Origin of the sequence: Streptomyces sp. NPDC056480 (genome assembly GCF_042795405.1) — a bacterium.
Taxonomy (GTDB): domain Bacteria; phylum Actinomycetota; class Actinomycetes; order Streptomycetales; family Streptomycetaceae; genus Streptomyces.
This window is the reverse complement of the sequence record NZ_JBHTSA010000009.1, coordinates 21966-48586: the sequence shown is the minus strand read 5'-3', so window position 1 is coordinate 48586 and position 26621 is coordinate 21966. Positions and strand designations below refer to the sequence as shown.

26 protein-coding genes are annotated in these 26621 nt (G+C 72.0%); 16 read left to right on the top strand and 10 right to left on the bottom strand.

Going from position 1 to position 26621, the window contains the following annotated elements; all coding sequences use genetic code 11:
* Positions 1 to 126: 126 nt before the first annotated feature.
* Positions 127 to 1455 (bottom strand): MFS transporter, encoded by a 1329-nt coding sequence (locus ACFQ79_RS07000; RefSeq protein ID WP_383579895.1) that lies wholly within the window; start codon positions 1453 to 1455, stop codon positions 127 to 129.
* 268 nt (positions 1456 to 1723) lie between these two features.
* Between ACFQ79_RS07000 and ACFQ79_RS06995 the strand changes: the two genes are divergently transcribed.
* The 5 genes from ACFQ79_RS06995 (at position 1724) to ACFQ79_RS06975 (ending at position 6202) form a co-directional block, all read left to right on the top strand.
* Positions 1724 to 2842, top strand: a complete 1119-nt coding sequence (locus ACFQ79_RS06995; RefSeq protein WP_383579894.1) for a carbohydrate kinase family protein — start codon at positions 1724 to 1726, stop codon at positions 2840 to 2842.
* A gap of 138 nt (positions 2843 to 2980) precedes the next feature.
* Positions 2981 to 4024: a PhoH family protein gene (locus ACFQ79_RS06990; RefSeq protein ID WP_376314148.1), complete on the top strand. Its 1044-nt coding sequence runs from the start codon at positions 2981 to 2983 to the stop codon at positions 4022 to 4024.
* A 29-nt stretch (positions 4025 to 4053) separates the two neighbouring features.
* Positions 4054 to 4551 (top strand): rRNA maturation RNase YbeY, encoded by a 498-nt coding sequence (ybeY, locus tag ACFQ79_RS06985; protein WP_030317475.1) that lies wholly within the window; start codon positions 4054 to 4056, stop codon positions 4549 to 4551.
* Between the two features lie 5 nt (positions 4552 to 4556).
* Positions 4557 to 5852, top strand: a complete 1296-nt coding sequence (locus tag ACFQ79_RS06980) for a hemolysin family protein (RefSeq protein WP_383579892.1) — start codon at positions 4557 to 4559, stop codon at positions 5850 to 5852.
* The gene (locus ACFQ79_RS06975; RefSeq protein ID WP_383579890.1) at positions 5849 to 6202 is read left to right on the top strand and encodes an MmcQ/YjbR family DNA-binding protein; all 354 of its coding nucleotides are present in this window, start codon (positions 5849 to 5851) and stop codon (positions 6200 to 6202) included. The genes ACFQ79_RS06980 and ACFQ79_RS06975 overlap by 4 nt, the downstream gene beginning before the upstream one ends.
* A gap of 18 nt (positions 6203 to 6220) precedes the next feature.
* Here the strand turns inward: ACFQ79_RS06975 and ACFQ79_RS06970 are convergent, their stop codons facing one another.
* Positions 6221 to 7636, bottom strand: coding sequence for an MFS transporter (locus ACFQ79_RS06970; protein ID WP_383579888.1), 1416 nt, complete (start codon positions 7634 to 7636; stop codon positions 6221 to 6223).
* A 157-nt stretch (positions 7637 to 7793) separates the two neighbouring features.
* Here ACFQ79_RS06970 and ACFQ79_RS06965 point away from each other — a divergent pair, with 157 nt between their 5' ends.
* The 7 genes from ACFQ79_RS06965 to ACFQ79_RS06935 all read left to right on the top strand — a co-directional run bounded on the left by ACFQ79_RS06965 (position 7794) and on the right by ACFQ79_RS06935 (position 14812).
* Entirely contained in the window at positions 7794 to 8615 is an 822-nt protein-coding gene (locus ACFQ79_RS06965) for a helix-turn-helix transcriptional regulator (RefSeq protein ID WP_383579979.1), read from the top strand.
* 114 nt (positions 8616 to 8729) lie between these two features.
* On the top strand, positions 8730 to 9092 hold the full coding sequence (locus ACFQ79_RS06960) for a cytidine deaminase (RefSeq protein ID WP_383579886.1): 363 nt from the start codon (positions 8730 to 8732) through the stop codon (positions 9090 to 9092).
* 258 nt (positions 9093 to 9350) lie between these two features.
* Complete coding sequence (locus ACFQ79_RS06955) at positions 9351 to 9827, top strand: hypothetical protein (RefSeq protein WP_030317461.1); 477 nt, start codon at positions 9351 to 9353, stop codon at positions 9825 to 9827.
* A gap of 216 nt (positions 9828 to 10043) precedes the next feature.
* A complete protein-coding gene (locus ACFQ79_RS06950; RefSeq protein ID WP_383579884.1) occupies positions 10044 to 11375 on the top strand; it encodes a beta-xylosidase in 1332 nt (443 codons plus the stop codon).
* Between the two features lie 62 nt (positions 11376 to 11437).
* On the top strand, positions 11438 to 12406 hold the full coding sequence (locus ACFQ79_RS06945) for a WxL protein peptidoglycan domain-containing protein (RefSeq protein WP_383579883.1): 969 nt from the start codon (positions 11438 to 11440) through the stop codon (positions 12404 to 12406).
* Between the two features lie 21 nt (positions 12407 to 12427).
* A complete protein-coding gene (gene era / locus ACFQ79_RS06940) occupies positions 12428 to 13378 on the top strand; it encodes a GTPase Era (RefSeq protein ID WP_374115426.1) in 951 nt (316 codons plus the stop codon).
* A 39-nt stretch (positions 13379 to 13417) separates the two neighbouring features.
* Positions 13418 to 14812 (top strand): TerD family protein, encoded by a 1395-nt coding sequence (locus ACFQ79_RS06935; RefSeq protein ID WP_383579882.1) that lies wholly within the window; start codon positions 13418 to 13420, stop codon positions 14810 to 14812.
* A gap of 98 nt (positions 14813 to 14910) precedes the next feature.
* Here the strand turns inward: ACFQ79_RS06935 and ACFQ79_RS06930 are convergent, their stop codons facing one another.
* Positions 14911 to 15174: a protealysin inhibitor emfourin gene (locus ACFQ79_RS06930; RefSeq protein ID WP_383579881.1), complete on the bottom strand. Its 264-nt coding sequence runs from the start codon at positions 15172 to 15174 to the stop codon at positions 14911 to 14913.
* 21 nt (positions 15175 to 15195) lie between these two features.
* Positions 15196 to 16248, bottom strand: coding sequence for a M4 family metallopeptidase (locus ACFQ79_RS06925; RefSeq protein ID WP_383579880.1), 1053 nt, complete (start codon positions 16246 to 16248; stop codon positions 15196 to 15198).
* A gap of 294 nt (positions 16249 to 16542) precedes the next feature.
* Between ACFQ79_RS06925 and leuA the strand changes: the two genes are divergently transcribed.
* Both leuA and ACFQ79_RS06915 read left to right on the top strand, forming a co-directional pair.
* Positions 16543 to 18306, top strand: coding sequence for a 2-isopropylmalate synthase (gene leuA / locus ACFQ79_RS06920; protein ID WP_383579879.1), 1764 nt, complete (start codon positions 16543 to 16545; stop codon positions 18304 to 18306).
* A 340-nt stretch (positions 18307 to 18646) separates the two neighbouring features.
* Positions 18647 to 19339, top strand: coding sequence for a TerB family tellurite resistance protein (locus ACFQ79_RS06915; RefSeq protein ID WP_383579877.1), 693 nt, complete (start codon positions 18647 to 18649; stop codon positions 19337 to 19339).
* A 7-nt stretch (positions 19340 to 19346) separates the two neighbouring features.
* Here the strand turns inward: ACFQ79_RS06915 and ACFQ79_RS06910 are convergent, their stop codons facing one another.
* The 6 genes from ACFQ79_RS06910 to ACFQ79_RS06885 form a co-directional block, all read right to left on the bottom strand.
* A complete protein-coding gene (locus ACFQ79_RS06910; protein ID WP_383579876.1) occupies positions 19347 to 20726 on the bottom strand; it encodes an FAD-binding oxidoreductase in 1380 nt (459 codons plus the stop codon).
* Between the two features lie 79 nt (positions 20727 to 20805).
* Positions 20806 to 22569: a LuxR C-terminal-related transcriptional regulator gene (locus ACFQ79_RS06905; protein WP_383579875.1), complete on the bottom strand. Its 1764-nt coding sequence runs from the start codon at positions 22567 to 22569 to the stop codon at positions 20806 to 20808.
* Between the two features lie 63 nt (positions 22570 to 22632).
* Positions 22633 to 24003 carry an FAD-dependent oxidoreductase gene (locus tag ACFQ79_RS06900; protein ID WP_383579874.1) on the bottom strand — a complete coding sequence of 457 codons (1371 nt, stop codon included), beginning with the start codon at positions 24001 to 24003 and terminating at the stop codon, positions 22633 to 22635.
* A gap of 137 nt (positions 24004 to 24140) precedes the next feature.
* Positions 24141 to 24974 carry a hypothetical protein gene (locus ACFQ79_RS06895; RefSeq protein ID WP_383579873.1) on the bottom strand — a complete coding sequence of 278 codons (834 nt, stop codon included), beginning with the start codon at positions 24972 to 24974 and terminating at the stop codon, positions 24141 to 24143.
* A gap of 41 nt (positions 24975 to 25015) precedes the next feature.
* Positions 25016 to 25210 carry a DUF397 domain-containing protein gene (locus ACFQ79_RS06890; protein WP_383579872.1) on the bottom strand — a complete coding sequence of 65 codons (195 nt, stop codon included), beginning with the start codon at positions 25208 to 25210 and terminating at the stop codon, positions 25016 to 25018.
* Positions 25192 to 26025 (bottom strand): Scr1 family TA system antitoxin-like transcriptional regulator, encoded by an 834-nt coding sequence (locus ACFQ79_RS06885; RefSeq protein ID WP_383579871.1) that lies wholly within the window; start codon positions 26023 to 26025, stop codon positions 25192 to 25194. Before ACFQ79_RS06885 ends, ACFQ79_RS06890 begins: the two co-directional genes overlap by 19 nt.
* A 132-nt stretch (positions 26026 to 26157) precedes the next feature.
* Between ACFQ79_RS06885 and ACFQ79_RS06880 the strand changes: the two genes are divergently transcribed.
* Both ACFQ79_RS06880 and ACFQ79_RS06875 read left to right on the top strand, forming a co-directional pair.
* Positions 26158 to 26379: a hypothetical protein gene (locus ACFQ79_RS06880; protein WP_383579870.1), complete on the top strand. Its 222-nt coding sequence runs from the start codon at positions 26158 to 26160 to the stop codon at positions 26377 to 26379.
* Positions 26376 to 26591, top strand: coding sequence for a hypothetical protein (locus tag ACFQ79_RS06875; protein ID WP_015033506.1), 216 nt, complete (start codon positions 26376 to 26378; stop codon positions 26589 to 26591). Before ACFQ79_RS06880 ends, ACFQ79_RS06875 begins: the two co-directional genes overlap by 4 nt.
* Positions 26592 to 26621: the final 30 nt, after the last annotated feature.

Below are 26621 nucleotides of genomic sequence, written 5' to 3'. Positions count from 1 at the left end.
CCTGGGCGGAAATCAAGCCCGCCCGGCGATTGAGGGCACGGCCGCAGGCCGTACGGGGGTCTGGGGGCTTGCCCCCAGTTTCGGGAAGGGGCGGGGTGGGGAAGAAGCCCGCCGCAGGCGCCCCCCTCACCCCCGGTCGCTCGGTCTCGCCAGGCGGAAGGTCGACTTCACGAGGCGGCGGCGGCCCGCCGGGACACGGATCGGGGCGATCTCCTGTTCCGGTGCGCCCATCTGCGGGACCGTCGGCGGGGTCGCCGACGCCGTGCCCGCCAGGACCGCGCCCGCCGCGCCGCCCCGCCGTCGCACCGAGCCCGGGACCAGGGGGCGGCCCGAGACGTGACGGGCCACCGCGGTCATCGGGATCGCGACCAGGACGAGCAGGGCGCACAGGACCGTGCCCATGCCCGGGTACCCCGCGCCCTCCGACAGGAGGCTTCCCGCCAGGGGGCCGCAGGCCACGCCCAGGGAGGACGCCGCGCCGACCAGGACCGCCCAGCGGCCCCGTGGGTCGAGGGAGGCGGCCAGGCCCAGGAGGTAGGAGAGGACCACCGGGTAGCAGGCGTTCCACAGGATCTCGCCCGTCGCGAAGGAGGCGAGGTCCTCCGCGGCCGAGCTGAGCAGGACGCAGGCCGCGATGGCGACCGTTCCCACGCCGATCGGTACCGCCCGGCCCAGGCGGGAGCCGAGTGCGCCGGCCGCCGTGACTCCCAGGAGCCCCGCGCCGAGCGCCGCCGCGAAGACCGCGCCGACCGTGACCTCGGAGAGGCCGGCCTGGGTGAGGCCGATGCGGCCGCTCACGCCCCACAGGGCGTTCTGGGAGAGCGACCAGAGGAGGATGCCGCCCGCCAGGACCGCGCCCGCCGTGCGGTGGGGGAGGGGGCCGGTCGGGGCGGTCTCGCGGGGCTCCCGGACCGCGCCCGGCAGCCGGCGCGTGAGCGGCCACACCAGGGCCGCCGCGCAGGCGATGGCGAGCAGTGGCGGGGCGTGGCCGCCGGACAGGTGCGGGAGGGTGAGGTAGAGCGCGCCCGCCGTGGCCGAGACCGAGAGCAGTCCGAGCGTCGAGGCCCGGTGGGGGTCCCGCTGTCCGGCGATGCCGGCCGCGGCCACCGCCGTCGCCGTACCGGAGCCGAGGCCGCCGAGGACCGCGCCCGCGACCACCAGGGGCACGATGCCGGTCGCGGCGGCGGAGCCGTAGCCCACCGCCATCGCGAGCAGGCCCGCGCGGGCGGCCCTGCGGGGGCCGATCCGGTCCCCGCGCGCGGCGAGCGTGAAGCCCGCGGTGGAGGAGCCGAGGAGCAGGACGGACCCGACGAGGCCCGCCTGTGCAGGTGTGAGGCCGAGCCCGGCGGAGAGCCGGCCGACGACGGTCGGCAGCAGGTACGGGGCCAGGTAGCCGGCGGTGAAGAGGGAGACGAGGGCGACGAGGGCCCCCGGGACGCGCGGGCGCGACGACATGGGCGTTCCAGGAACTGAACGGGGAAGTGAGACGGCGCCCGGTGAGCCACGGGGTCGCGGCACCATGTGTATCAAGCATCCGAGTGGGCGGAGAAGGTGGATTCCCCCGATTCGGTCCGTGATACGGGTCACAATTGGTTTGGGGTCGAGTGGGATGGGCATCGCGCGAGCACCGTGTGGTGTCCCCCCGTCTCTGCAGCCCCATCGGGCACACTGTCCAGATCGGCACCACGGTGCCGGTCCACGCACCACGACCGGGGAGTCCGCCGTGACCACAGCAAGGGGAGACCAGCCGCAACAGGACGCCGGGGTCGACCCGTTGGTGTGCCTGCGCGAGCCCACCGACCCCGCCTGCGACGTCTTCCTGACCGGCACGGTCTTCCTGGACATCATCTTCACCGGCCTCGACTCCGCCCCCGTCCGCGGCACCGAGTCCTGGGCCCGCGGCATGGGATCGAGCCCCGGCGGAGTCGCCAACATGGCCACCGCCCTCGCCCGGCTGGGGCTCCGCACCTCCCTCGCCGCCGCCTTCGGAGACGACCACTACGGCGAGTACTGCTGGGACGCGCTCGAACAGGGCGAGGGCATCGACCTCTCGCTCTCCCGCACCGTCCCCGGCTGGCACTCCCCGGTCACGGTCTCCATGGCCTACGAGGGCGAGCGCACGATGGTCTCCCACGGCCACGAGGCCCCGCCGCTCGACGGCGCCCTGCCCGCCTACCCGCCGCACGCGCGCGCGGCCGTCGCCTCCCTCGTCCCCGGCCGGGACGAGGAGTGGGTCGCCCAGGCCGCCCGCGGCGGCGCCAAGGTCTTCGCCGACGTCGGCTGGGACGACACCGGCCGCTGGGACCTGGCCGGCCTCACCGACCTCGCGCACTGCGAGGCCTTCCTGCCGAACGCCGCCGAGGCGATGCGCTACACCCGGACCGACTGCCCCCGGGCCGCCGCCCGCGCCCTCGCGGACAAGGTCCGCTACGCCGTGGTCACCCTCGGTTCCGAAGGCGCCTACGCCGTCGACGGCGGCACCGGCGAGACCGCCGAGGTCCCCGCCATCCAGGTCTCCGCCCTCGACCCGACCGGCGCAGGGGACGTCTTCGTCGCCGGGTTCGTCACCGGCACCCTCGCCGACTGGCCGCTCGCCGACCGCCTCGCCTTCGCCGGGCTCACCGCCGCCCTCTCCGTCCAGGAGTTCGGCGGCTCCCTGTCCGCCCCCACCTGGGGCGAGATCGCCGCCTGGTGGCAGCACGTCCAGGGCCACGAGAGCCAGGACCCCGAGGCCCTGCGCGACCGCTACGCCTTCCTGGAGCGGCTCCTCCCCGCCCCCGCCCGCCCCTGGCCGCTGCGCCGGGCGGTGCCGACGATCGGTTTCCGCGCGGCCCACACCTGAGCCGCCGACCGCCGCCGCGGGCCCCTTGGTAAACCGCTACGGGCTTGTCCGTGCCAAGTCGTAGGCTTGGTAGCCCAGAGGTTGTCGAGCAGCGAGAACCCTGCAACGGGAGGTATGCGCAGGCCCCAGTGCCGGCCCATGACTCAGACACCCACAGCCCACAACGGATCGCCCCAGGACGGGGCGCCCGGACAGGCCCGCGCCCACTTCACCGTCCCCGCCAAGCATCCGATGGTCAGCCTGCTCGGCTCCGGTGACGCGCTGCTCCGTGTGATCGAGCGGTCGTTCCCGCAGGCCGACATCCATGTCCGGGGCAACCAGGTCAGCGCGGTCGGCGACGCGGCGGAAGTCGCGCTGATCCAGCGCCTGTTCGACGAGATGATGCTGGTGCTCCGCACCGGTCAGCCGATGACGGAGGACGCAGTGGAACGCTCGATCGCCATGCTCAGGGCGAGCGAGAACGGTTCGGAGGGCGGCGAGGAGACCCCCGCCGAGGTGCTCACGCAGAACATCCTCTCCAACCGCGGTCGCACGATCCGTCCCAAGACCCTCAACCAGAAGCGGTACGTCGACGCGATCGACAAGCACACGATCGTCTTCGGCATCGGTCCCGCCGGTACGGGAAAGACCTATCTGGCCATGGCCAAGGCGGTCCAGGCCCTGCAGTCCAAGCAGGTCACCCGGATCATCCTGACCCGGCCGGCCGTCGAGGCCGGCGAGCGCCTCGGCTTCCTGCCCGGCACGCTCTACGAGAAGATCGACCCCTACCTGCGCCCGCTCTACGACGCGCTGCACGACATGCTCGACCCCGACTCCATCCCCAAGCTCATGGCGAGCGGGACGATCGAGGTCGCGCCCCTGGCGTACATGCGCGGCCGGACGCTGAACGACGCGTTCATCATCCTGGACGAGGCGCAGAACACGAACCCCGAGCAGATGAAGATGTTCCTCACCCGCCTCGGCTTCGACTCGAAGATCGTCATCACCGGCGACATCACCCAGGTCGACCTGCCGAACGGGACGAAGAGCGGTCTGCGACAGGTCCGCGACATCCTGGAAGGCGTCCAGGACGTCCACTTCTCGACGCTCACGTCGCAGGATGTCGTCCGGCACAAGCTCGTCGGCCGTATCGTCGACGCGTACGAGCAGTACGACAGCCGCAACGGCCGCAACGGGCTGTGACGACTTAACGAGAGAAGCACACAAGCACCATGTCGATCGACGTCAACAACGAGTCCGGTACCGAGGTCGACGAGCAGGCGATCCTCGACATCGCCCGCTACGCGCTCGCGCGCATGCGCATCCACCCGCTCTCCGAGCTCTCGGTGATCGTCGTGGACGCGGAGGCGATGGAGCAGCTCCACATCCAGTGGATGGACCTGCCGGGTCCGACGGACGTCATGTCCTTCCCGATGGACGAGCTCCGTCCGCCGGCGAAGGACGACCAGGAGCCCCCGCAGGGGCTCCTGGGCGACATCGTGCTCTGCCCCGAGGTGGCCACCCAGCAGGGCAAGGACGCGCCGACGGAGCACTCCATGGACGAGGAGCTCCAGCTGCTCACCGTCCACGGCGTGCTCCACCTCCTCGGGTACGACCACGAGGAGCCCGACGAGAAGGCCGAGATGTTCGGCCTCCAGGCGGCGATCGTCGACGGCTGGCGCGAGGAGAAGGGCCTCACCGGCCCGTCCCCCGCGCCGACCGTCTCCTGACCCCGATGGACGTGTCCCTGATCCTCGGCGCCGTGGCCCTGGTCGTCGTGGCCTGGCTCGCCGCCTGCGCCGAGGCCGGACTCGCACGCGTCTCCAGCTTCCGCGCCGCCGAGGCCGTACGGTCCGGCCGGCGCGGAGCCGAGAAGCTCGCCCAGGTCGCCTCCGACCCCACCCGCTATCTCAACGTGGCGCTGCTGGTGCGCGTCGCCTGTGAGATGGCGGCCGGCGTCCTCGTCACGTACGCCTGCCTCGAAGCCTTCCCGGAGACCTGGGAGGCGCTGCTCGTCGCGATCGCCGTGATGGTCCTCGTGTCGTACGTGGCCGTGGGCGTCTCACCGCGCACCATCGGCCGCCAGCACCCGCTGAACACGGCGACGGCCGCCGCGTACGTCCTGCTGCCGCTGGCCCGGATCATGGGGCCGATCCCGCAGCTGCTGATCCTCATCGGCAACGCGCTGACCCCGGGCAAGGGCTTCCGCAAGGGCCCCTTCGCCTCCGAGGCCGAGCTGCGGGCCATGGTGGACCTCGCCGAGCAGGAGTCGCTGATCGAGGACGAGGAGCGCCGCATGGTGCACTCCGTCTTCGAGCTGGGCGACACGCTCGTACGGGAGGTGATGGTGCCCCGTACCGATCTCATCTGCATCGAGCGGTACAAGACGATCCGTCAGGCCCTCACCCTCGCCCTGCGCTCCGGCTTCTCCCGCATCCCCGTCACCGGGGAGAACGAGGACGACATCGTCGGCATCGTGTACCTGAAGGACCTGGTCCGCAAGACGCACATCAACCGGGACTCCGAGGCGGACGTGGTGTCGACGGCGATGCGGCCCGCCGCCTTCGTGCCCGACACCAAGAACGCCGGTGACCTGCTGCGCGAGATGCAGCAGGAGCGCAATCACGTCGCCGTCGTCATCGACGAGTACGGCGGCACGGCCGGGATCGTCACCATCGAGGACATCCTGGAGGAGATCGTCGGCGAGATCACCGACGAGTACGACCGGGAGCTGCCGCCGGTCCAGGACCTCGGCGAGGGCAGCCACCGGGTCACCGCCCGCCTCGACATCGGCGACCTCGGCGAGCTGTACGGGCTGGGGCCCGACGAGTACGACGACGAGGACGTGGAGACCGTCGGCGGACTGCTCGCGAAGGCACTCGGCCGGGTCCCGATCGCGGGCGCCAAGGCGGTCGTGGAGCTGCCGGACGGGCGCTCGCTGCGGCTGACGGCCGAGTCCCCGGCCGGCCGCCGGAACAAGATCGTCACCGTTCTCGTGGAACCCCTGGAACCGGAGGAGAAGCCGGCATGACCCCCGACGAGCTGCGCGCGTTCTGCCTGGACTTCAACGACGCGACGGAGGAGTTCCCGTTCGGGCCCGACGTCTCCGTCTTCAAGGTCGCCGGGAAGCTGTTCGCGCTCTCGTCGCTCGAGGCCGAGCCGCTGCGGGTCAACCTCAAGTGCGATCCGGACGACGCCGTACGGCTCCGCGAGGAGCATCCGGCGATCGCCCCGGGCTATCACATGAACAAGCGGCACTGGAACACGGTGACCGTCGGAGAGCTCCCGGACCGCATGGTCCGGGAGCTCGTCGAGGACTCGTACGACCTGGTGGTGGCGGGTCTGCCGAAGGCCGTACGGCTCCGTCTCGACAGGCCGTAGCTCTCCCGCCGGTGTGGTTCAGGACCGGCGCCGCAGACCGAGGCCGACCAGGACCGCCGTGCCGAGGACGATCGCCGCGTCCAGGACGAGGACCGTGCGGACGCCCCCGAACAGGTCACCGCCCGTGGTGGCGAGCACGCCGAGCAGCGGGATGCCGATCGTGAGGCCCACCTGCTGGGTGGTCGTCACCAGACCGGTCGCCAGGCCCTGCTCCCCGTCCGGGACACCGGAGGTGACGGTCAGTCCGTACGAGATGATCGCGCCGAGGTGGCACATCGAGGCCAGCGAGACGGCGACGGTCGCCAGGACCACGCCCGACTCCTCGCCGAGACCGAGCAGCGCGGCCGTCAGCACGCCCTGGCCGGCCAGCGAGCCGACCAGGGTGGCGCGGGCGCCGATCCGCCCGATCACCTTCGGCGCGAGCATGCCGGCCACGACCGACATCACGCCCTGCACCCCGAAGACGAGGCCGGTCGCGAAGGCCGACAGGTCCAGGGTCTCCTGCAGGTACAGGGTGAGGACGAAGACGACGGTCGACATCATCGAGAAGGTGATCAGACCGCCCAGGTTGCCGAAGGCGACCGTGCGGCGCCGCAGCATCGGCAGCGACACCAGCGGGGCCGCGTGCCGGGACTCGACCCGCACGAACACCGCGAGCAGTACGACTCCCGCCACCAGGCCGACCAGCACGTCCGTGCCGCCGAAGCCGCGCTCGGCCGCCGTCGACAGGGCGTAGATCAGGGCGAGCAGACCACCGGTGACGGTCACCGCGCCGGGCACGTCCAGGCGGGGCCGCTCGGGGGTGCGGGACTCGGGGAGCAGGCCGGGGGCCAGCGGAAGCACGATCACGGCGAAGAGGGCGAGCAGGCCCATGGTGGAGCGCCAGCCGAGGGTGTCCGTCATGACGCCGCCGAGGACCATGCCGACGGTGAAGCCGAGCGAGAGCAGGGTGCCGGAGATGCCGAGCGCCTTGTCGCGCAGCGGCCCCTCGGGGAAGGTCGTGGTCAGCAGGGACATGCCGGTGGGCACGATCGCGGCGGCGCCGATGCCCTGGAGGGCGCGTGCGGTGAGGAAGGCGGCCGGGTTCCAGGCGAAGGTGGCGAGCAGCGAGGCGAGGCCGAAGACGGCGAGTCCGGCGAGGAACAGCTTCTTGCGTCCGTAGAGGTCGCCGACGCGGCCGAAGAGGAGCAGGAAGCCGCCGGAGGGCAGCGCGAAGGCGGTGACCGCCCACTGGAGGGCGGACTGGCCGAGGCCGAGGTCGGCGCCGAGGACGGGCAGTGCCACGTTGAGCACGGAGAAGTCGAGCGCGACCATGAACTGGGCGGCGCACAGCACGAAGAGGATGAGCCGGGTGCGGCCGGTGAGGACCGGGGGAGCGGCCGGAGGGGCGGCCTCGGTGCCGGTGTCCGCGGGGGGAGAGGTCAGGGTTGCCATGACCCCACCTTCGGCGTCCGGGAACAACGCTGGGGAGCGGGAACTTATCCTGTTGGTCGTACCACCAGGCATCCAGGGGGAGGAAGCACACGTGGCCACCGCTCTCGAGAGCACCACCGCGAAGCAGCACCGACTCGGCGAGCTGCGCGAGTTCCTGATGAGCCGTCGGGCCCGGGTGAGCCCCGCGGAGGCGGGCCTTCCGGACGGTGGCGCGCGCCGCCGGACGCCGGGGCTGCGCCGGGAGGAGGTCGCGGTCCTCGCGGGCGTCGGCGTCTCCTGGTACCAGTGGCTCGAGCAGGGACGGGACATCACGGTCTCGCCGCAGGTGCTCGACTCGGTGGCGCGGGTGCTGCGGCTGAGCCCGGCCGAGCGGCGCCATCTGTACGTCCTGGCGGCGCTGAACCCGCCGGCGCCGGAGACGGCCCCGGAGGACCGGGACATGTGCGACGGGCTGCGGCGGCTCATCGACGCGTGGATGCCGTTCCCCGCGCACATCATGGACGCCTACTGGAACACCGTCCTCTACAACGACGCGGCGGCGATCGTGCTCGGGATGGGTCCCGAGTCCGCCCAGAACTGCCTGGTCACCTTCTTCACCGACCCGCTGTACCGCACCCGCATGGGCCACTGGGAGGAGATCGCCCCCCGGGTCGTCGCCCAGTTCCGTTCGGCGTGCTCGGAGAGCCCCGAGGACGAGGGGTTCCGGCAGGTCGTCGAGGAGGTCAGGGAGCTGAGCCCGGAGTTCGCGGAGCTGTGGGAGCGGCGGGACGTCCTGCCCGGCGGTCAGAACCGCAAGGAGCTGGAGCACCCGCTGGTCGGCACGCTGTACGTCGAGGCGACCCAGCTCAGGGTCCCGGCCCGCCCGGACCTGGTGATCGTGCTCCACACGCCGCTGCCGGAGGCCGGTACGGCGGAGAAGCTGGAGTGGCTGGTGTCGCCCGAGGGGCGCCGCGGGGCGATGTACCCGGTCGCGGGCTGAATCCCGGGTCGTCGCGGGCCGAGCCCTGGGGCGTCGCCGGGCGAGTCTCGGTCGTCGGCCCGGAGCCGCGGGGTCGTCGCGGGCCGCGTTCCGGAGCGGACCTATGCTCAGGGCATGACACTCAGCAGCGAGCACGGCGACCTCGGCGCCGAGGACCTCAAGATCATCACGCTGGCGCGCAGCGCCCGCGCCCGCAACGGTGTGCCCGAGGGGGCCGCCGTGCGGGACGAGACCGGCCGTACGTACGTGGCGGGGACCGTGGAGCTGGAGTCGCTCAAGCTGAGCGCCCTGCGGACCGCGGTCGCGATGGCGGTGGCGAGCGGCGCCGAGTCCCTGGAGGCGGCGGCCGTCGTGTCGAGCGCCGAGTCCGCGTCGGACGAGGACCGCGCGGCGGTACGGGACCTCGGCGGCCCGGACACCCCGGTCCTGCTGGCCGGTCCGGACGGACGGCTGCGCGTGGCGGTCACGGCGGGCTGAAGCGCCGGCCGCCCCTGAGGGGGGCTCGCCGATCGGGCGAGCGGCGAGAACTGGACATCGAGGGCCCGGCGTACACGTGCCGGGCCCTTGCGCGTCGGCGCGTTTGTGTGTTTGTGAAGGATCACCGCATCTTCTCTTGCCTTCCCATGCGGTCTGCGTCTCAATGAACACCGGTCCGCCCGACGGACCGTCAGATCTCCACCATTCACGCAGTGTCCGCACCCCTGCGTTCGCCATCGGAAGGGGTTCGAACTCGCCATGAGAAGCAGAAGCACCTTAGGGACCTTCGCGGTCGTCGCCGGAGGACTCGCCGCCGCCTCGCTCGCCTTCGCGCCGACGGCCGCCGCCGTCTCGCCGGGCTCGGCCACGGCGACGTACGACTGCGGTTCGTGGGGCGGTGGCAGTGCCACCCTCGTCGCGACGCAGAGCGGCACCGCCGCCACCATCACCCTCACCTCGTCCGTGACGACCCCGATCCCGGTCGGTGCCGACCAGATCAACGCCACGCTGACGCTGGCCAAGGCCGGTGGCGGTACGCGGGTCTTCAGCGGCAAGAAGAACCCGGCGCTCCCCGTGGGGCCCGTGACCATCGGACCCCTCAGCGGGACCGTGGCCTCGGGCGACAGCCTCAACTCGTACTTCGCGGGTGTCGCCCTCAAGATGGTGATCTTCGGGGTCACGGTGAACTGTGACGCGCTGACCTCGCAGTCGCCGGGCCCGTTCGTCTTCAGCTGAGCCCCGTGTCGACCGGACCGGTGTCGCCCTGGGCGGCACCGGTCTCCGTCGTGTTCCGGCATCCCGGAGAGGGTGGCTGACCAGGGGAAACGTCTCCGGTTCGAGGATCTTGCCATTATCTGATGGGTCATCAGTCGATGTCTTTCGCTTGCATTGACTTCTCTCCGCCCGCAGCCGTCAATGGCGCCCACTCATCCCTCAGGAGGGGGCACACACATGGCACTCACCCGATCCCGGGCGGCGGCCCGAAGACGGCGCTGGACCGCCGTTCTCGGCGCCACCGCCCTCGCGGTCGCAGGAGGCGCGCTCGCGGCCCCGGCCGGCGCGACGACCACCTCCCAGCCGGTGGAATTCCAGACCCGCTGCGTCCCGCCGCCGATCGCCGGCATCCCGCCCATCACGGGCAACACCACCGCCGAGATCACCGTCGACAAGGCCAGCCCCAAGGTCGGCGAGACGGTCACGGTGACGTACACGATCACCAAGCCCGCCGCGTCCAACCCGGTCGACCTCGCGCTGCCGGCCGACATCATGACGCCCAGCGGCAAGGTCGTCCTCGGCGGCGCCCAGAGCGGTGCGGTCACCGTCAACGGCCCCAAGAAGAACCCGCCGGTCCCGGGCAAGGGCTCCTTCCCGGCCTTCTCGATGACCGGCACCTTCACCGTCACCCAGGCCGGGTCGATCACCCTCTCGCCCGGCGACTACAACATCCACACCAGCTACCTCATGGAGCTGGACACCCCCTGTACGGTGCTCACCCCGCCCGCCCCGGTCTCCGAGACGGTCGTCGCGAGCCCCGTGACCAGCCCCAACACCCGCGCGCTGGCCCTCGACACCGCGTCCGGCGACCCGGGCGTCCGGGTGACCGTCAACGGCTCCAAGTTCACCCCGCTCACCGAGGTCACCGTCGTCGGCCGGGCCGGGGCGGCGGAGACCGCCGACAAGATGACCGTCACGACCGACAGCGAGGGCTCCTTCGCCGCCCGCCTGAAGGTCAACGACGTGGCGACCACCGGGATCGTGGCCTACGAGGGCGCGGCCTGGGACCCCGAGAAGGGCGCCGGACCCGCCGCGTACAAGGTCGTCGTACCGGCGCCGCCGAACAGCCAGACCATCACCGCGGCCGTCACCGCCGGTGAGCTGTCCATGACCCAGGCCGGGGACGCCGTCGAGCTGTCGTCCGTCGACTTCGGTCAGGGCGGCGCGGCGACCGGCGACCTCAAGACGGTGACGGTGAAGGACTTCCGCGGCGGCCCCGCCGGCTGGTCCCTCACCGGCAAGGTCACCGACTTCACCGGCACCGGCGGCTCCATCGGCGCCGGCAACCTCAGCTGGACCCCGGCCTGCACCGCCAAGGCCGGCAGCCCCAGCGCCTGCGCGGCCGGCTCGTCCGGTCCGGTCGGCAGTGGCGGCGCGACCCTCGCCTCCACCCCGAACGGCGCCCTCACGGGCGGCGAGTTCACGATCGACGCGGGGCTCTCCCTCGACGTCCCGGCCTTCACGGCGCCGGGCTCGTACGCGGGCGTGCTGACGCTCACCCTGTCCTGACCACCGTGCGGGCCGGGCGCGCACCCGGCCGGCCCGCTCCGCACCCCGGGGGTTTCCGACTCGTGCGCACGCTGTACGTACTCCTCCTGAGCGTCCTGCTCCTCCTGCTGGGCCCCGCCCCGCACGCGCGGGCCGCCGAGAACGGCGAGTGGGCCGTCTATCCGGCCGCCGCCCAGCTGGGCAGCCGCCCCTACTTCTTCCTCAGCGCCGACCCCGGCTCCACGCTCACCGACCGGGTCACCGTCGCCAACAAGACGACCGCCCCGCTGACCTTCCGGCTCTACGGCGCCGACGCCTACAACACCGACCGGGACGGCGGCTTCGCCGTCCGCACCCAGCGGGAGAGGCAGACCGGCGCCGGTGCCTGGATCAAGCCCGAGCGGACCCGGATCACCGTCCCGCCGGGCTCCGCCGTCACCGTCCGGTACACGCTGACCGTCCCCGCCGACGCCGACCCGGGCGACCACCCCGGGGCGCTCGTCGCCCTCGACGAGCGGATCAGTCCCGGCGGAAAGGGCGCCGTCGCCGTCGGCGTCCAGCGGGCCGTCGCCGCCCGCCTCTACCTGCGGGTCAACGGGCCGACCGTGCCCGCCCTCGGCGTCGAGGACGTCACCGTCGACCAGGACCGGCCGCTGGTCCCCGGCGCCGGCACGAGCAGCGCGGTCGTCTCGTACACGCTGCACAACCGGGGCAACGTCACCCTCAACCCCAAGGTCGCCCTCAAGGCGGAGGGGCTCTTCGGACGCACCCTCCTCGACCGCGACCTCGCCAGGGTGCCGGCCGAGCTGCTGCCCCGGCAGAAGATCCGGCTCACCGAGCGGTGGACCGGCTCCCCGCAGCTCGACTGGGGTGACATCACCCTCACCGCCACCGCGAAGGACGTCAGGGAGACGGGCACGGTCTCCTTCCTCGCCCTGCCCTGGCTCGCCGCCGCGACCCTGCTCGTCGGGGGCGCCGCGGGCCTCTTCGGCCTGCGGATCCGGCGGCACAGGGCGGCCCGCGCGGAGCCGAGCGCGCACGTGAGTACGTGAGGCGGGCGCTCATCGGGGACAATGGCCCCCATGAGCGCTCGCAACCAAGAAACCGAAGCCGTCCACCGGGCCGGCTTCGCCTGCTTCGTCGGCCGCCCCAACGCGGGCAAGTCCACCCTTACGAACGCTCTGGTCGGCCAGAAGGTGGCCATCACCTCGAACCGGCCGCAGACCACCCGGCACACCGTCCGCGGCATCGTGCACCGCCCCGAGGCGCAGCTGATCCTGGTGGACACCCCCGGCCTCCACAAGCCGCGCACCCTCCTCGGCGAGCGGCTCAACGACGTCGTGCGCACCACCTGGGCCGAGGTCGACGTGATCGGCTTCTGCCTGCCCGCCGACCAGAAGCTCGGCCCCGGCGACAAGTTCATCGCCAAGGAACTCGCCGGGATCAAGAAGACCCCCAAGGTCGCGATCATCACCAAGACCGACCTGGTCGACTCCAAGACCCTCGCCGAGCAGCTGATCGCCGTCGACCAGCTCGGCAAGGAGCTGGGCTTCGAGTGGGCGCAGATCGTGCCGGTCTCGGCCGTCGGCAACAAGCAGGTCCAGCTCGTCGCCGACCTGCTGATCCCGCTGCTCCCGGAGTCCCCGCCGCTCTACCCGGAGGGCGACCTCACGGACGAGCCGGAGCAGGTCATGGTCGCGGAGCTGATCCGCGAGGCCGCGCTCGAAGGCGTACGGGACGAGCTGCCGCACTCGATCGCGGTCGTCGTCGAGGAGATGATCCCCCGCGAGAACCGTCCGGCGGACCGGCCGCTGCTCGACATCCACGCCAACGTGTACATCGAGCGCCCCAGCCAGAAGGGCATCATCATCGGCCCGAAGGGCAGCCGCCTCAAGGAGGTCGGCATGAAGTCCCGGAAGCACATCGAGGCCCTCCTCGGCACCCCGGTCTTCCTGGACCTCCACGTCAAGGTCGCGAAGGACTGGCAGCGCGACCCGAAGCAGCTGCGGAAGCTGGGTTTCTAGCCCGTCGACATCCCCCGGGCCGCGTGCCAGCATGGCGCGATGACAAAGATCGTCAAGGGGGGAAACCTGCCGGTTCCCGGGCAGGTGTGGCGGATCGCGGTCGTCCGGCGGGCGGCCGGTGGCGAGGTGCCGGAGGTCGACACCTCGGCGCTGCTGCTCGACGCCGCCGGCCGGGTCAGGGGCGACGGAGACCTGGTCTTCTACAACCAGCTCACCCACCCGTCCGGGGCGGTCCGCCTGCTCGGCCGGGTGGGCCTGGAGGACGACCAGGTCGCCGACTGGCTGGAGATCGACACCGCCCGTGTCGAGCCGGCCGTCCAGCGGGTCGTGATCACCGCTTCCAGCGAGGGCGGGATGTTCGGGCAGGTGCCGGGGCTGTACGTGCGGACGGTGAGCGCCGGAAGCGGCGAGCAGCTGGCGCTGTACGAGGTCGACGACGCGACCACCGAGACGGCGTTCGTCCTGGGGGAGTTCTACCGGCGCGACGGCGCGTGGAAGTTCCGCGCCGTGGGCCAGGGGTACGACTCCGGGCTCGTCGGACTGGCCGAGGACTTCGGCATCGAGGGCAGGGACCCGGTCGAGCCCGCCCCCGTGGAGCCGCAGTCGCTCGCCGTCACGAAGACGACGGACCCGGTCCGTCCCCCGGCCCAGGCGGCTTCCCCGGCCGCGACCCTGCCCCAGGCGGCTTCCCCGGCCGCGATCCCGCCTCAGACCGCTTCCCCGGCCGCGATCCCGCCTCAGACCGCTTCCCCGGCCGCGATCCCGCCCCAGGCCGTACCCCCGTCGTCGTGGTCGCCGGTCTCCCCGGCGGCGTCGCCCGCCGGTCTCTTCGGCGAGGACTTTCCCGAGTTCGTCCACAGCGGCACCGGCAGGACCGACATCACCGTCGACGTGCCCCTGCCGGCCGGGTTCCTGCTGGTCGACTCCTACCGGAGGGGCGAGGGCTACTTCGTGGTCGAAGCGCTCGGCAAGACCGGCAAGGGCGAGAAGCTTCTCGCGAACACCACCCTGAAGGACTACGAGGGCCGGATGCTGCTGCGTCACGAGGGCCGCAATCCGCTGCGCCTCCGCGTCGGCGCCCACGGCGACTGGACGATCGTGATCCGGCCCATCAGCGCCGTGCGGGCACTCGGCGAAGGCGCCACGGGACGGGGCGCCGACGTCCTGCTCCACACGGGGTCCGCCGGCGAGCTCGCCGCCCGGCTGCGCCCGCACGACAACCACGCGTACTTCTACGCGCGCGGCTACGAGCCGGACGGAAGCGATCACCTGCTGGTGAACGAGGCGGCCAGGCGCCCGAAGTCCTCGCGGCCGCTGCCCGAGGGACCGCTGCTCGTGGCGGTCCGGAGCGCCGAGGGCGACTGGACCCTCGACGTCGGGCCCGCCCGGGACGACGGGCACCGGTCCGGTCGCTTCTGGCGCCGCACCCGCTGAGGCCCGGTGCTTCCGACGCGGCACCCGCTGAGGCCCGGCGCTTGCGGCGCGGCACCCGCTAGGCCCGGCGCTTCTGGCACCGCACCCGCCGGGGCCCGCTACGCGCCCTCCTTGAGGACCCTCGTCACGAGGGTCCTCTGTGCCTCCGTCAGGCGCGGGTCACGGCAGCGGACCGTGCGCGCGTCGACGGTGATCTCGTACCGGAACCCGTCCGGCACCCCCTGGCCCTCGTCATCGCCGTCGGCGAGGACCGTGATCGCCAGGGTGTGCCACTCGGCGGCGTCCGGCCGGCCGGAGGTGTCCACCTCCGCCGACCGCTCGATGCCCGCGAAACCGCCCGTGCGCCGCACTCGAATCCGCATGGGACCTGTGTACCAGCCGGATCAGTCGGTCGGTACGCCCACCGCGGACCAGGCCTTCAGGACGGCCTGGATCTCCTCCCCGTCGCCGTACCGCGCCCGCGCCGCCGCCACCGTGGCCGCCGCGAACTCGGAGAACCGGGCCTCGGGGGTGAGCGTCCCGCCGGTCATCACGTCGTACCAGATCTGCCCGGCCCGCTCCCAGGAGTTGCCGCCCAGCTCGGTCGCCGCCAGGTAGAAGGCGTGGTTGGGGATGCCGGAGTTGATGTGGACGCCGCCGTTGTCGCGGCCGGTGCGGACGTAGTCGTCCATGTGGCCGGGCTGCGGGTCCTTGCCGAGGACGTCGTCGTCGTACGCGGTGCCCGGGGCCTTCATGGAGCGCAGCGCCGTCCCCTGCACGTTCGCGTGGAAGAGGCCCTCCCCGATGAGCCAGTCGGCGGTGTCGGCGGACTGGCCGAGCGCGTACTGCTTCACGAGGGAGCCGAAGACGTCGGAGACGGACTCGTTGAGGGCGCCGGACTGGCTGAAGTACTCCAGGTTCGCCGAGTACTGGGTGAAGCCGTGGGCGAGCTCGTGGCCGATGACGTCCACGGGGAGGGTGAAGTCGAGGAAGATCTCGTCGTCGCCGTCGCCGAACACCATCTGCTCGCCGTTCCAGAAGGCGTTGCCGTACTTCTCGTCGTAGTGGACGGAGGCGAGCAGCGGCAGCCCGGCGCCGTCGATGGAGTTGTGCCCGAAGGCGTTGAGGAAGAGGTCGAAGGTGGCGCCCAGGCCGGCGTACGCCCGGTTGACGGTGGCGTCCCCGGTCGCCGCGTCGCCCTCGCCCCGGACCTTCGCCCCGGGCAGGTCGGTGCCGCGCCCGCAGTCGTAGATCGTGCGGTGCGGCTTGCCGGCCTCGGCGGGCGCGAGGGTGGGCGCGGTGCCGGGCAGCGGCAGGATCCGGAACGTACGGGCCGAGGCGTCCGCGATGAGCGTGCGGCGCGCGGCCGCGGCGACGGCGGGGTTCGAGGAGTGCGCCAGGTGCTCCAGGAGGTGCGGGGGGACGATCGAGCAGAAGACGGGCGTCTGGGGAGTCATGCTCGCAATGTGGCACTGCGTGAGCCCACTGTCACGGGCTGAGACCAGGATTGGCGAAATGGAGTGATGCGTCACTGTTCGGCCTTGACGCGAGCGCCGTCCCGCATACTGATACAGGACGTCCGTCTCCGACGTCCCTGGGCTAGGCTGCGGCACATCATGCGTTTCGGGCTGCTTCTCCTTAGCTGCCGCGGCGAGGGCCTGTAGTCGTAGGCCGACCCCCTCCCCGCGGGACCTGGTGTTGCGTTCGACAGTCGGCCGTCCTTCTTGCTGGACCCGAGGAGCCCAACGCACATGACCCAGTCCCCGTTCGTCAGCCGCCCCACGCCGATCACCAACGCGACGCAGCTGCAGAAGCCGTCCGGGATGCCGATCCACAAGTACGGCCAGTACGAGCAGGTTCGGATCCCCGACCGCACCTGGCCCGAGCAGCGGATCACCAAGGCCCCGCGCTGGCTGTCCACCGACCTGCGCGACGGCAACCAGGCCCTGATCGACCCGATGTCCCCGGCCCGCAAGCGCGAGATGTTCGACCTGCTCGTACGCATGGGCTACAAGGAGATCGAGGTCGGCTTCCCGTCCTCAGGCGAGACCGACTTCGCGTTCGTGCGCTCCATCATCGAAGAGGGCGCGATCCCGGACGACGTCACCATCTCCGTACTGACCCAGGCCCGCGAGGACCTGATCGAGCGGACGGTGGAGTCCCTGGTCGGCGCGAAGCGCGCCACCGTCCACCTGTACAACGCCACCGCGCCCACCTTCCGCCGGGTCGTCTTCCGCGGCTCGAAGGAGCAGATCAAGCAGATCGCCGTGGACGGCACCCGCCTGGTCATGGAGTACGCGGAGAAGCTGCTCGACGAGCGCACGGTCTTCGGCTACCAGTACAGCCCCGAGATCTTCACCGACACCGAGCTGGACTTCGCCCTGGAGGTCTGCGAGGCGGTCTGTGACGTCTGGCAGCCGGGCCCGGGCCGCGAGATCATCCTGAACCTGCCCGCCACCGTGGAGCGTTCGACGCCGTCCACGCACGCGGACCGCTTCGAGTGGATGTCCCGGAACCTGACCCGCCGCGAGCACATCTGCGTCTCGGTCCACCCGCACAACGACCGCGGTACGGCCGTGGCGGCCGCCGAGCTGGCGATCATGGCCGGCGCCGACCGCATCGAGGGCTGCCTGTTCGGGCAGGGCGAGCGCACCGGCAACGTCGACCTGGTGACCCTGGGCATGAACCTGTTCAGCCAGGGCGTCGACCCGCAGATCGACTTCTCGCAGATCGACGAGATCCGCCGCACCTCCGAGTACTGCAACCAGATGGAGGTCCACCCGCGCCACCCCTACGCGGGCGACCTGGTCTACACCGCCTTCTCCGGCTCCCACCAGGACGCCATCAAGAAGGGCTTCGACGCCATGGAGGCCGACGCGGCCGCCCAGGGCAAGACCGTCGACGACCTGGAATGGGCGGTGCCGTACCTGCCGATCGACCCGAAGGACGTCGGTCGCTCCTACGAGGCCGTCATCCGGGTCAACTCGCAGTCCGGCAAGGGCGGCATCGCGTACGTCCTGAAGAACGACCACAAGCTGGACCTGCCCCGCCGGATGCAGATCGAGTTCTCGAAGATCATCCAGCAGAAGACCGACACCGAGGGCGGCGAGGTCACCCCGGCCGCGATCTGGTCCGTCTTCCAGGACGAGTACCTGCCCAACCCGGACAACGCCTGGGGGCGCATCCAGCTGCGCTCCGGCCAGACCACCTCCGACACGGACGGCACGGACACGCTGACCGTCGAGGCGGTCGTCGACGGCGCCGAGACCGTCCTGTCCGGCTCCGGCAACGGCCCGATCTCCGCCTTCTTCGCCGCCCTGCAGGCGATCGGCGTGGACGCCCGCCTGCTGGACTACCAGGAGCACACCATGAGCGAGGGCGCCTCCGCGCAGGCCGCCTCGTACATCGAGTGCGCCATCGACGGTCAGGTCCTGTGGGGCATCGGCATCGACGCCAACACGACCCGCGCCTCCCTGAAGGCGGTCATCTCGGCGGTCAACCGCTCCGCCCGCTGACCCGGTCCTCAGGAGACGGCCCCCGCACCCTTCCGAGGGGCGGGGGCCGTCCCGTTTCCGGTCGGGGTGATGTTTCCCGGGCCCGGTGCCACCCCGGAGGGTGATCTCCCGGCGACCCCTTCGGCCATCGAATCCGGGGCGATCGGCCCGGTGGAGGCGGCCGGCCGGGCCGGCGGAGGCTTTCTGGCCTTCGCAAAGCGCCGTCGCCGCCCTCCGCGGGCGGTGACGTGTCTCGGCCAACTCCGCGGTGAAGTCCTGACGGGGTGCTGACGCCACATCAAGGATGTGGCTAACATCACGCCAACGCCGGCAGTGCAGCCGGGCCGTTGAGGAGGTGCGTGTGCGGTCTGCCCGGAATTCACGTGGTGGGAAAGTGGGCGTCTGCGGAATCCGCACCTCCTGGAACACGGTCGGAGACGGCGAGTTCTTCTGCGAGGAGTGCGGCGGCGACCGGAACTACCGGCGCCGCACCGGCCGCCGCAGGTTCGCCGTCCTGGGGGTCCCGGTCCTGCCCCGGGGCTGTACGGGACCCGTCGTCGAGTGCGCGGCCTGTCACACGCACTTCGGTACGGAGGTGCTCGACCACCCGACGACCAGCCGTTTCTCCGCGATGCTGCGGGACGCCGTGCACACCGTCGCCCTCGCCGTGCTCGCGGCCGGCGGCACCGACTCGCGCGCCGTCCTCGACCGGGCCGTGAGCGCCGTCAGGTCCGCCGGCTTCGCCGAGTGCACCGCCGTCCAGCTCGTCGACCTCGTCGAGGCCCTGGAGGCCGACACCGGGCGCTTCATGCCCGAGGTGAACCCCGAGGGCGCGCTCCTCGCGATCGAGCTGCACGAGGCCCTGGAGCCCCTCACCCCGCACCTGGCGCCCTCCGGCCGTGAGTCCATCCTGCTCCAGGCCGCCGGGATCGCCCTCGCCGACGGGGTCTACAGCCCGGCCGAGCGGGAGGTCCTGGGAACGGTCGGCAACGCGCTCGCCCTCGCCCCGGACGACGTCGCACGACTCCTCGCCTCGGCCCGGACGGTCTCGTAGGACCCGCTCAGGGCGTGACGTTCTGGTTCAGCCGGAACACGTTGTCGGGGTCGTAGCGGCGCTTGACCGTCCTCAGCCGGTCGTAGTTCTGGCGGTAGTTGACCCGTACGCGGTCCTGGTCGTCGGTGTCCATGAAGTTGACGTAGCCGCCCTCCTGGGTGTGCGGGCGCAGGGCCGTGTCGTAGGCGCGGGTCCAGGCGATGTTGCGGTCCGAGTCCGCCGGGTCGGTCCAGGTGCCGCCGAAGGAGTGCGAGAAGACGGCGTCCCGGTACGCGAAGGCGGTCTCCTCCGGGCCCACCCGGTGACAGGCGCCGTCGATCGGGAAGATCGCCGTGTCCGATTCGAGGGACGGCATCGTCGCGCCGTACTCCGTGTGGACCGCGATCGCCCCGTCCGACAGCTCACGGCTGAAGTTGCCCTTCCAGTAGTGGCGGAGCCCGGCCGGCAGCTGCTCGTCGAAGAGGGTGTTGATCACCGGGTACGGCATCCGCTCCATGAACCGGCCGATCACCGGGCCGAGTCCGTCCAGACGGGCGAGGACCTTCTCGTCCTCCGCCTCCGGGCCGCTGAAGCAGGTGAACGCGGCGCAGATCGGGCGGCCGTGCCAGCGCTCGGGGAGGAACGGCTCCTCCGGGCCGAGCGCGAGGACCAGGATCGAGTTCAGCTCCTCCGGCGAGTCCGCGATCAGCTCGCGCCAGGCGCGTGCCACGTCCCCGTCGAGGGGGTAGCAGGTCAGACCGCCGAAGACGTCCGCGACCGGGTGCAGCCGGTACGCGAGGGAGACGGCGACGCCGAAGTTGCCGCCGCCGCCCCGCAGCGCCCAGAACAGGTCCGGGTTCCGCTCGGCGTCGCAGGACACCAGGGTGCCCTCGGCGGTCACCACGTCCGCGGCGATCAGGTTGTCGCAGCTCAGGCCGTAGCGGCGGGCCAGGTGGCCCATGCCGCCGCCGAGCGTGAGACCGCCGATGCCGGTCGAGGAGACCACCCCGCCGGTGGTCGCGAGCCCGAAGGCGTGGGTGGCGTGGTTGAAGTCGCCCCAGGTGGCACCGCCCTCGGCGCGTGCCGTACGGGCCTGCGGGTCGACCCGGACGCCCCGCATCCGGGACAGGTCGACGACGAGGCCGTCGTCCACGGTGCCGAAGCCGGCGACCGAGTGGGAGCCGCCGCGCACGGCCAGCGGGAGCCCGTGCTCCCGGGCGTGGAGCACCGCCGCGATCACGTCGCCGGCGTCCACGGCGTGGACGACGACGGCCGGGCGGCGGTCGTGCAGGGCGTTGTAGACCCGGCGGGCCTCGTCGTACGACGGGTCGCCGCGGGTCACGACGGTGCCGCGTACGGCACCGCGGAGCGTGTCGGCAGTGGTCTGGAGGTCGGTCGTGGTGTTCATGCCTCCGGTGTAGCCCGGCGGACTCCCGGCGCGCATCGCCCGAACCGCCCATGCGCGGCCACCGGTCCGTATGGGCCGTTCAGACCAGGTCGTGCGCGTACGCGTAGGCCGTGGCGGAGGCGCGGGAGCCGACGCCCAGCTTGGCGAAGATGTTGTTCAGGTGCCGGGCCACGGTGTGCTCGCTGATCACCAGCGCGCGGGCGATGTCCTTGTTCGTGCCGCCGGACGCGACCAGCCGCAGGACCTCCGCCTCCCGTGCGGTGAGCCCGCCCGGGAGCCGCCGCCGCGATCCGCCGCTGAGCAGGGCGGCCGCGCGCCGGGCGTCCGGTACGGCCCCGAGCCGCTCGAAGACCGCCCGCGCGGTGCCGAGCTCCAGCCGGGCCGCCTCCTCGTCGCCCGCGGCCCGGCAGGCGGCCGCGAGCAGCATCCGCACCTGCGCGGCCTCGTACGGCACCCGCAGCTCCAGCCAGCCGGCGAGCGCCCGGCGCAGCGGGAGCAGCGCGCCGGGGCGCTTCTCGGCGAGGGCCACCGAGCCGAGGGCCGTGTCGGCCAGGGCACGCAGCAGGGGTACGTCTCCGTCGGCGGCGCCCGCGAGGCCGTCGAGGTCCGCCGCGGCCCGCGCCGCCCCGGGGAGGTCACGGACGGCGAGCGCCACCTCCGTACGGGCGGCGAGCAGCCGGGCCCGGCCCAGGACGTCGTGGTCGGGGTCGCTCCGGCAGGCGAGGGCCAGGTCGACGCCCGCCACGGCCGCGTCGGCCCTGCCCTGCGCGAGGCGCAGCAGCGCGAGGCCCGGCTGCGGGATCCGGCCCAGCTCGTGGGCGTGCCCGTACGAGACGGCGGCCGCTTCCAGGCGGCCCTGGCGCCGCTGGACGTCCCCGGCGGCGTAGTACGCGGCGGCGGCCGATTCCAGACAGTCCACCGGCACCTCACGGCAGGCCTGCCGGGCCTCGGCCTCGGCGAGCGCCCAGGCCCCGAGGAGGTCGAGGACCTCGACCCGGTGGGCGCGGCAGACGCCCCGGAAGGGGTTCTCGCCGGAGGGGACGGTCATGGGGAGCGGGCCCGCACCCGCGGGGGAGTCCTCCGGGGGCGTGTCCGTGGCCGCGGAGGCGTCCTGGTCCGGCGGCCGGCCGGTCCACGGCGGGGCGCACCACTCCATCGCCGCGTTCGTCCACTCCACCGCCCGCGCGAAGTCGGCGGCCTCCATGCACTGGGTCAGGGCGAGGCAGTACAGCCAGCCCGTGACCATGCCGCTCAGCTCGCCGGCCGACACCGCGCACATCGCGTCGTCGAGGAGGGCGAGGCCCTCCGTCCTGCGGCCGGCCGCGAGGAGCACGCGGGACTCGGCCTGGCGGCTGAGGGCGAGGAGGTCGGGGCTGCCGCAGGCGAGCGCCAGGGCGGTCATGCGGCGGGTCGCGGCGAGGGCGGTCTCGTGGTCGCCGTGCGCCGAGGCCTCCTCGGCGGCCGTCATCTCCAGGAAGCACTGCTCCGGGCAGTCCGGCAGGTCCTCCAGGTGGTGCCGGGCCCGGTGGAGCCAGCCCGCGGCCGCCGCGGGCCGCCCGAGACCGGCGTACTCGTAGTACAGCCACCAGGAGGCGAGCCCGGCGCCCCGGTGGTCGTCGGCCGCGAGATAGGCGGCGTGGGCCCGGAGCCGGGCGGTCACGGACTCGTCGACGTGCCCCGACCACCAGGCGGCGTCGGCGAGCACGGAGAGGTCGTCGGCGGTCAGACCGCGCGAGGGGTGCCGGTCGTGGGCGTGGAGCAGCTGGTACGCCTCGGCCCAGGACTCACGGGCGGCGGCGTCCCTGGCGCGTCCGACCGGGTCGGTCGTGGTGGGTACGGACATGGCTCTCGCCCCTTCCCGGTCCTTTCAGGGTAGGCCGGGGACGGGGCGAGAGCCTGGGAGGCCCTACTCGATCGCGCCGCTCGCGCGCAGCATGTCCTCGCGCTCGACGATCTTGATGCGCTCGCGGCCCTGCGGCTCGCCGAGCGCCTTCTCGGCGGCGTCCAGGGCGTACCAGCCCTCCCACGTGGTGTACGTGAGGCCCTTGCCCTCCAGGAAGGAGACGACGGCGTCCACCTCCGGGGTGTCGGGGGTGAGCAGCCGGCCGTTCGCGAAGTCGTCCAGGAGGTTCGCCACGGTCTCGTTGGCGTCGCCCTTGGTGTGGCCGATGAGGCCGACGGGGCCGCGGCGGATCCAGCCGGTGCAGTACGTGGAGGCCATGGGCTCGCCGGTCTCCTCGATGACCCGGCCGCCCTCGTCCGGGACGGTGCCGCTGACGGCGTCCCAGGGGAGCTTGGGCAGCTCGTCGGAGAGGTAGCCGACGGCGCGGTAGACGGCCTGGACGTCCCAGTCCGTGGTCGTGCCGGTGCCCTTCACGTTGCCCGTGCCGTCCAGCTCGGTGCGCTCGGTGCGCAGGCCGACGACCTGGCCGTCCTCGCCGAGGATCTCGACGGGCGACTCGAAGAAGTGCAGGAAGAGCTTGTGCGGGCGGTCGCCGACATCGCGGATCGCCCAGTTCTCCAGGGTCTTGGCGACCATGTCGGTCTGCTTGTTCTTGCGCCGCTCGGCGATCGAGCCGTCGTCGTAGTCGATGTCCTCGGGGTTGACGATGACCTCGATGGTGGGGGAGTGGTCCAGCTCGCGCAGCTCCATGGGGCTGAACTTGGCCTGGGCCGGGCCACGGCGCCCGAAGACGTGGATCTCGACGGCCTTGTTGGCCTTGAGACCGTCGTAGACGTTCGCCGGGATCTCGGTCGGCAGCAGCTCGTCGCCGGTCTTGGCGAGGATGCGCGCGATGTCGAGGGCCACGTTGCCGACGCCGAGGACGGCGACCTTCTCCGCTTCGAGCGGCCAGGTGCGCGGGACGTCCGGGTGGCCGTCGTACCAGGAGGCGAAGTCGGCGGCGCCGTACGAGCCGTCGAGCTCGACGCCCGGGATGCTCAGCGGGCGGTCGGCCATGGCGCCGGTCGAGAAGATCACGGCGTCGTAGAAGGCGCGCAGGTCGTCGAGGTGGATGTCGGTGCCGTAGTCGATGTTGCCGAAGAGGCGGACCTGCGGCTTGTCGAGGACCTGGTGGAGGGCGTTGACGATGCCCTTGATGCGCGGGTGGTCGGGGGCGACGCCGTAGCGGATGAGGCCGAAGGGGGCGGGCATCCGCTCGAAGAGGTCGATGGACACACCCGGCTCGGCGGCGGCCTCGGACTTCAGCAGCGCATCGGCGGCGTAGATTCCGGCGGGGCCGGCGCCGACGATCGCGACCCGGAGGGGGCGGGGCATGACTGGGTTCCCTTCGCAAGCGACGTGGCGACGAAGCCGCCGACACTTAGGTCACCCTAAATAATCCCCGGAGCGAAGTGGTACCCGCCCCCGGTCTATGAGCTCATAAGCCGGACTTATGAGTTCCATAAGAAAGACTAGGCGGGCTCGGAAAGCCCCAGCGTGCCCTGGAAGGCCGAGACCGTCATCGCGATCATGCCGGCGTAGACCCCGAGCCCGGCGACGGCGAAGAACAGCCCGAGCGCGAGCTCCCCGCGCCGCAGCAGCGCCGCCCTGGGCAGGACCACGTTCCCCGGGTCGCGCGGGTCGTAGCAGACCTTGACGGCCATGCCCCCCGCCCAGGCGGACACCTGGCGGATCAGGCCCGCCGGGTCCGTGTACAGGTACATCCCCGGCCTGTCCGGCACCTCCGCGGCGAAGGTCGTGATGCCGTGCCGCATCAGGCGCCACTCGCGGTACCAGCTGGACAGGGCGACCACACCGATGACGGCGGAACCCGCCGCGGCGAAGCCCATGGGAAGGAAGAGCACGATGCCGACCGGCTCGCCGGCGACGGCGATGAGCACGCATAGGAGCACGACCAGGGCGGTGGCTCCGGCCGACCACCACTTGACGAGCCGCGCCTTCCGCTCCCGCCGGTCGAGGGTCCGGGTCCGCGCCTCGACGAGCACGGAACCGTCGGCCGTCGTGTCCCGGCCGGGCGTCCCCTCCAGGGCGGCGTTCACGGCCGCCGCGAACATCGCCGTCCCCGCCTCGCTCGCCCCGTCGATCCGGTGCACCACCGGTACGCCCCCGGCCGGAGCCGTCAGCTCGACGGCGACGGCCCGCCCCTCGGCGCGCACCCGCCCGATCGCGGCCAGCGGGATCCGTACGTCCTCGTGGGGGCGGCGGAGATACAGCGCGTCGCCCTCGAACTCGAGGGACGTCTTCCGGCTGCCCTGGACGACGGGTATGGACGGATTGATCGACATGGGCGTGATCGTAGGGGCGGTGCGGCGCCCCTACCAGCCCTTCAGCTCTTGAGGCCGGCGACGAACACGGTCCAGGCGGCGGTGGGGAGGAGGAGGGCGGGGCCGGTGGGGTTCTTGCTGTCCCGGACGGGGACGACGCCGGTGACACCGTCGAGGACTTCGAGGCAGTTGCCGCCGTCGCCGTCGCTGTAGGAGCTCTTGCGCCAACGGGTGTTGCTCAGGTCGTACTCGCGCATCGTCTGAAATCCTCCGCCGCCGATTCGATCAGGGGCAGGGACGCCTCCGGCGACAGCGCGGCGGCCCTGAGCAGATCGTAGGTGTGCTGTGCCCGCTTCACCACTGCCGGATCGTCGAGCAGGTTGCCCGAATACACGGCCTCTGTATACGCCGTTGGCGGCGCGTCCTCGAACTCCATCAGCTTGAGGGGCTTGCCCATCTGCGGGTAGGCGCCCGCCGCGTAGGGCAGCACTTGGATGAGCGCCACGCGCCCGCGTGCGCACGTTACGAGGTGGTCCAGCTGCGCGGCCATGGGCCCCGGTCCTCCCACCGGGATGCGCAAGGCCGATTCGTGGAGGATCACCCAGTACACGGGTCTTGTGCGGCCGCCGAGGATCGCGGATCGGTCCATGCGGCCCTTGACCGTCTCCTCCACGTACTCGTCCGTGGCGAGCGGGTTGCTGGCGCGGACGAGCGCCCGCGCGTAGGCCGGTGTCTGGAGGAGTCCAGGGACGGCGGCGGCCTCGAACTCGCAGATCTTCGTCGCGATGTCCTCCAGGTCGGCAGCGGCCTGGAAATAGGATGCGTACGGCGACTTGTTGATGAGTTTGCGCCACGTTCGTTCGAAAATACCGCCGGTTTGTAGGACCTCGTCGATTCGCATCGCCACATCGAGCTGCGGCTTTCGGATTCCCTGCTCGAACAGGCCGATGTATCCGCCGGATACGAACACGCGTCTGCCCAGTTCACCCTGAGTAAGGCCCGCCGCCTCCCGGCGCTCCTTCAGCAGCTCGCCGAAGAACTCCCATACATCCTGCTGCTTGCCTCTGGCCATGGATTAACTCCCCAACCCTACCCAGCAGTTGTACGACCTGCGCATCTGCCGATTCTACGGATCCGGCCCCACCCTGGTGAGGCGAAGCAGGAAATGGATTCAGAAAGGCATACGTTGGTGAAGGAAGACATCATGAAGACGACCACGGGGGCCATCGAAGTCGCACAAGAGGCAGTGACGGAATTGCGCGAGGCGCTCGCGAGGGCCGGAATCCGGCTTCCCTCGCTGGGGCTCGACGTCGTCACCCTCGCCGCCGATCCTCCGAGGCCGCTCGTCGAATTGGGATGCTGCACGGTGGAAACGGCACGGCTCCTCGCCGCCGCCGTCCTGCCGGGGGAGGAGAACCGGTCATGACACTGCCCATCGGGTCGTACGTCGTCGAGATCCGCACCGGGCGGGTCGGGAGGGTCATGGGGCACGAGGGGCCCTATGTCCAGATCCGGCCGCTCGGTGGCGGACGGGAATGGGACGTGGAGCCCGACGGGGTACGGGAGGCCACCTCGGCCGAGCGGCTGAGCGCGGCCACGGCGCACGTGAACGCGCGGAGCCGTGGCGAGGTGCCCTGACTCCGCACGACACGGAACGCGGAACGCCCG